Source organism: Streptomyces sp. 8L, from assembly GCF_020176795.1.
Lineage (GTDB): Bacteria > Actinomycetota > Actinomycetes > Streptomycetales > Streptomycetaceae > Streptomyces.
The window spans coordinates 1-4346 of sequence record NZ_JAIUKE010000328.1; the positions used below are offsets into that span (position 1 = coordinate 1).

General features: G+C 70.0%; 4 protein-coding genes. 2 read left to right on the forward strand and 2 right to left on the reverse strand.

Going from position 1 to position 4346, the window contains the following annotated elements; genetic code table 11:
- Positions 1 to 137: 137 nt before the first annotated feature.
- Positions 138 to 1154 carry an RNA polymerase sigma factor SigF gene (locus LCE31_RS24835; RefSeq protein ID WP_374118548.1) on the reverse strand — a complete coding sequence of 339 codons (1017 nt, stop codon included), beginning with the start codon at positions 1152 to 1154 and terminating at the stop codon, positions 138 to 140.
- Positions 1155 to 1471: 317 nt separating this feature from the next.
- Here LCE31_RS24835 and LCE31_RS24840 point away from each other — a divergent pair, with 317 nt between their 5' ends.
- Positions 1472 to 1840, forward strand: coding sequence for an STAS domain-containing protein (locus LCE31_RS24840; RefSeq protein WP_225017799.1), 369 nt, complete (start codon positions 1472 to 1474; stop codon positions 1838 to 1840).
- A gap of 172 nt (positions 1841 to 2012) precedes the next feature.
- Positions 2013 to 2495 (forward strand): ATP-binding protein, encoded by a 483-nt coding sequence (locus LCE31_RS24845; protein ID WP_225017795.1) that lies wholly within the window; start codon positions 2013 to 2015, stop codon positions 2493 to 2495.
- A gap of 280 nt (positions 2496 to 2775) precedes the next feature.
- Here the strand turns inward: LCE31_RS24845 and LCE31_RS24850 are convergent, their stop codons facing one another.
- On the reverse strand, positions 2776 to 4296 hold the full coding sequence (locus LCE31_RS24850; RefSeq protein ID WP_225017801.1) for a peptide MFS transporter: 1521 nt from the start codon (positions 4294 to 4296) through the stop codon (positions 2776 to 2778).
- Positions 4297 to 4346: the final 50 nt, after the last annotated feature.

Genomic DNA, 4346 nt, shown 5'->3' on the forward strand with positions numbered 1-4346 from the left:
CCCCCGCCCCGCCGGCCCATTCACACAACTGGCGGCCGGCGCATAATACCCGCGGGGGGGGGGGGCCCGCCCGGGGGGGGGCCCGGGGGGGGCGGGGGCCCGGCGGGGCACCGTTCGTCGTGTCGGGACCGCGAAGGTCACTCCTCCAGCATGAGCCCCTTGCGCAGCCTGGCCAGCGTCCGCGACAGCAGCCGTGAGACGTGCATCTGCGAGATGCCGAGCTCCTCGCCGATCTCGGACTGCGTCATGTTGGCCACGAAGCGCAGCGAGAGTATCTGCCGGTCGCGCTGCGGAAGGCCCGCGATCAGCGGCTTGAGGGACTCGATGTACTCGATGCCCTCGATGCCGTGGTCCTCGTAGCCGATGCGGTCCGCGAGGGTGGCCTCGCCGCCCTCGTCCTCCTCCGGCTGCGCGTCCAGCGAGCTCGCCGTGTACGCGTTGCTCGCCGTCATGCCCTCGACGACCTCCTCGCGCGTGATGCCGAGGGCGTCGGCCAGCTCACCGACGCTGGGGGCCCGGTCGAGGCGCTGCGCGAGCTCGTCGCCGGTCCTGGCCAGGTCGAGTCGGAGTTCCTGGAGCCTGCGGGGCACGCGCACCGACCACGACGTGTCGCGGAAGAAGCGCTTGATCTCGCCGATGATCGTCGGCATCGCGAAGGTGGGGAACTCGACGCCGCGGCTCAGCTCGAACCGGTCGATCGACTTGATCAGTCCGATCGTGCCGACCTGGACGATGTCCTCCATCGGCTCGCTGCGCGTACGGAACCGGGAGGCGGCGAACTTCACCAGTGCCAGGTTCAGCTCGACCAGGGTGTTGCGCACATAGGCGTACGCGTGCGTGCCCTCTTCCAGGTCTTCGAGCCGCGCGAACAGCGTCCTGGACAGCACGCGGGCGTCGACCGCGCCCAGGTCGCCGAGTTCCTCCTGCGAGGGGATCGGCAGGTCGTCGGTGTCCATGAGGTCCGCGGACGCCGGAAGGGGCTGGGTCTCGGGGGAGACGGCGGGCACGGGGACCACGGGGGCCGCCGCGTCGGAGCCGTACGTCCTGAGTGTGACGTCGGCCACATAAGGTTCGTGCGTTGATGCCGACGGCGCGATCGGGGTACGCGGTTCGTCGAGCCGGGGTGACATGGTCTCCTCCATCGTTCTCGGCATATGGCTGCCGATGCCGGTGCGCATTTACTGCGGCGTGCGGCGCCTCCCAGGCCGTGCCGTGTGTGAATGTGTCTCCCTCTAGCCCTACCTGCTGGGTGTGCGCGGTTGCAAGTATCAATTGTCCCTTTTGGTATGCATTGTTGACTACTTCCGCTACCCCATGGCGTCTGAAAGGCGTAATGTTCGAGCGGTGCCCGCGGTCGGGCGGGTCCCGCGGCGGACACCGATCCCCGCAGGTCCCGCGCTCCATGACGGAGTGGGACGGCTTGCGCACGGCAAGCGAACACCAGACGGCAACGACGGCGAAAAGGGACGGGATGGACCGCCAGACGGTCGGCAGCACGAACCGGGGCCGGCTCAGCGTCGAGGTCCGCACCGAGGGCCGCAGCGAGATCCTGACAGCGGCCGGTGAGCTCGACCACCACACGGCCGAACTGCTGCGTGTCCCGCTGGACGAAGCGCTCGAGCAAGGCCGGTCACGGCTCGTGATCGACTGCTCGCAACTGGAATTCTGTGACTCGACCGGACTCAACGTGCTGCTCGGCGCGCGCCTCAAGGCGGACGCCGCGGGCGGGGGCGTCCACCTGGCCGCGATGCGGCCCGTGGTCGCCAGGGTGTTCGAGATCACCGGCGCGGACGCGGTCTTCGGTGTGCACACGACACTCCAAGACGCACTGGCGGAGTGAGAGTGTGCGTCGCGTCCCGACAGGGTGCCGCGGTGGCGGCGTGTTGCACCACGGTGCGGGGTGTTGTCCCAGCGCGTTCGGGCAGAAGAACCCCGCAGGCCGCACACATCTCTGTACTCACTCTCCGTGCGGCTACCATGCCACTTCGGCGAATCGGTGAGGTGAAGCGCTGATGAGCACCACCCGGCAGCCACCGCCGGGCGACCTCGGCCCCGACTCGGACGTCGGCCAGGTGTCCGTGCCGGGCGGCACGAGCCGCACACTCACACTCGACAGCGCCAGCGGGGTCGTCCCGCTCGCCCGCGACTTCACACGCCAGGCCCTCTACGACTGGGGCTGGCTGCCCGCGTCCACCGCGGACAGCCGGGCGGCGGCGGAAGACGTCCTGCTGGTCGTGTCGGAGCTGGTCACCAACGCGTGCCTGCACGCGGAGGGCCCCGAGCGGCTGCGCGTGTCGATCGCCGCGAAGGTGCTGCGCCTCGAGGTCGCCGACCGGGGCGCGGGCCAGCCCGCACCCCGTACACCGCACCGGTCGGGACGGCCCGGCGGGCACGGCATGTTCATCGTGCAGCGCCTCTGCCTGGACTGGGGTGTGCTGCGTACCCCCGAGGCCGCGGGCAAAACGGTCTGGGCGGAACTGGCGGCACCGGCGTAAGGCACGGCACCCGCCATCGGGCCCACCGGCGCCGCGTCGTGTCACGTCCCCGTACCGGCGGCGCGTACCGGTACCCGTACCGCGGCGCGCGTCCCCGTACCCGCACGGCGTCCCGCCCCCTTCCGGCATTCGCCGTACGACCGGCATTCGTCGTACGACCGGCATTCGTCGTACGACCGGCATTCGCCGTACGACCGGCACTCGCCGTACGACCACCACGGGGGTGACCAGGGCTTTCGCAAGCCCCGGCCACCCCCGTTCCGGACGGGTCGGGACCCGGTCAGTGGATCTCGCCCATGAGGCCCCGGACGCGGCGGCGGTACATGACCACCGCCACCCCCGCGAGCGTCGAGAGCGCCGCCTCCAGGGCCACCACCCCCGTACCGCTGAGGTCCACGTTCGCGATGGACAGCAGACCCGTCACCGAGTCGCCGGCGGTCACCGCGAGGAACCACACGCCCATCATCTGGCTCGCGTACTTCTCCGGCGCCATCTTCGTCGTCACCGACAGGCCGACCGGGGAGAGGCACAGTTCGCCCACCGTCTGGATCAGATAGATCCCCACCAGCCACATCGGGCTCACGAGCGTCCCGTTCACCGCCATGAACAGCGGGATCAGGAAGAAGAAGAACGAGACGCCGATGAAGACCAGGCCGGCCGCGAATTTCGCGACCGTGCTCGGCTCCTTGCCGCGCCTCTTCAGCCACAGCCACAGCCAGGCCATCACGGGCGCGAGCGCCATGATGAAGACCGAGTTCAGCGACTGGTACCAGGACGTGGGGAAGGCCAGGCCGAGGACGCTGTCGGACGCCTTGCCTGTGCCGAAGGCCTGGACCGTCGAGCCGCCCTGGTCGTAGATCATCCAGAACACGGCGGCGGCGACGAAGAACCAGACGTACCCGGACATCTTCGTCTGCTCGTCCCTGGACAGGTCCCGGTCCCGCTTGATCCGCCACAGCACCCCGGCCGGGATCACCAGGCCCGCGACGGTCAGCGGGATCATCGCCCAGTTCATGGTGAAGTGGCCGGTCAGCGTGATGACGCCGTACGCGACGACGGCGACGATCAGCCACAGCAGCCCCTTGCGCACCCACGACGTCCGCTCCGCGCGGGACAGCGGCTGCGGCACCCTGCTGCTCTCGGGGCTCAGATGGCGGGTGCCGATCAGGAACTGCACGAGGCCGAGCGCCATGCCCGCGGCGGCCAGCGCGAAGCCGAGGTGCCAGCTGTACTTCTCGCCGACGGTGCCGATGACCAGCGGGGCGAAGAAGGCGCCGACGTTGATCCCCATGTAGAAGATCGTGAAGCCGCCGTCCCTGCGCGGGTCGTTCGGACCCTGGTAGAGGTGGCCCACCATCGTGGAAATGTTCGCCTTGAGCAGGCCCGAGCCGATCGCCACCAGGGCGAGGCCGACGAAGAACGTGCCGGCGCCGGGCAGCGCGAGCGTCAGGTGCCCCAGCATGATCATGCCCGCCGCGACGGCCACCGTCCTGCGCGGGCTCCAGACGCGGTCGCCGAGCCAGCCGCCCGGCATGGCGAGCAGGTAGACGAGCGAGTTGTAGATCGAGTAGACCGCCGTGGTGGCGGCCAGGTCCATGCCCAGGCCGCCGCTGTGCAGACCCTTCGACGCGTCAGGACCGCCGGACAGCAGATAGAGCGTGAGCAGTGCCCGCATGCCGTAGAAGCTGAAGCGCTCCCACATCTCGGTCATGAACAGGGTGGCCAGACCGCGCGGGTGGCCGAAGAAGGTCTTGCCGCTGCCGGGTGGGCTGGGCGCGTCCTTCGTCAGGGTGGTCGCCATGGTGTTCCTCGCTCGTGGGGGCACGCCGGCCGTGGGGGGCCGGGGCACCG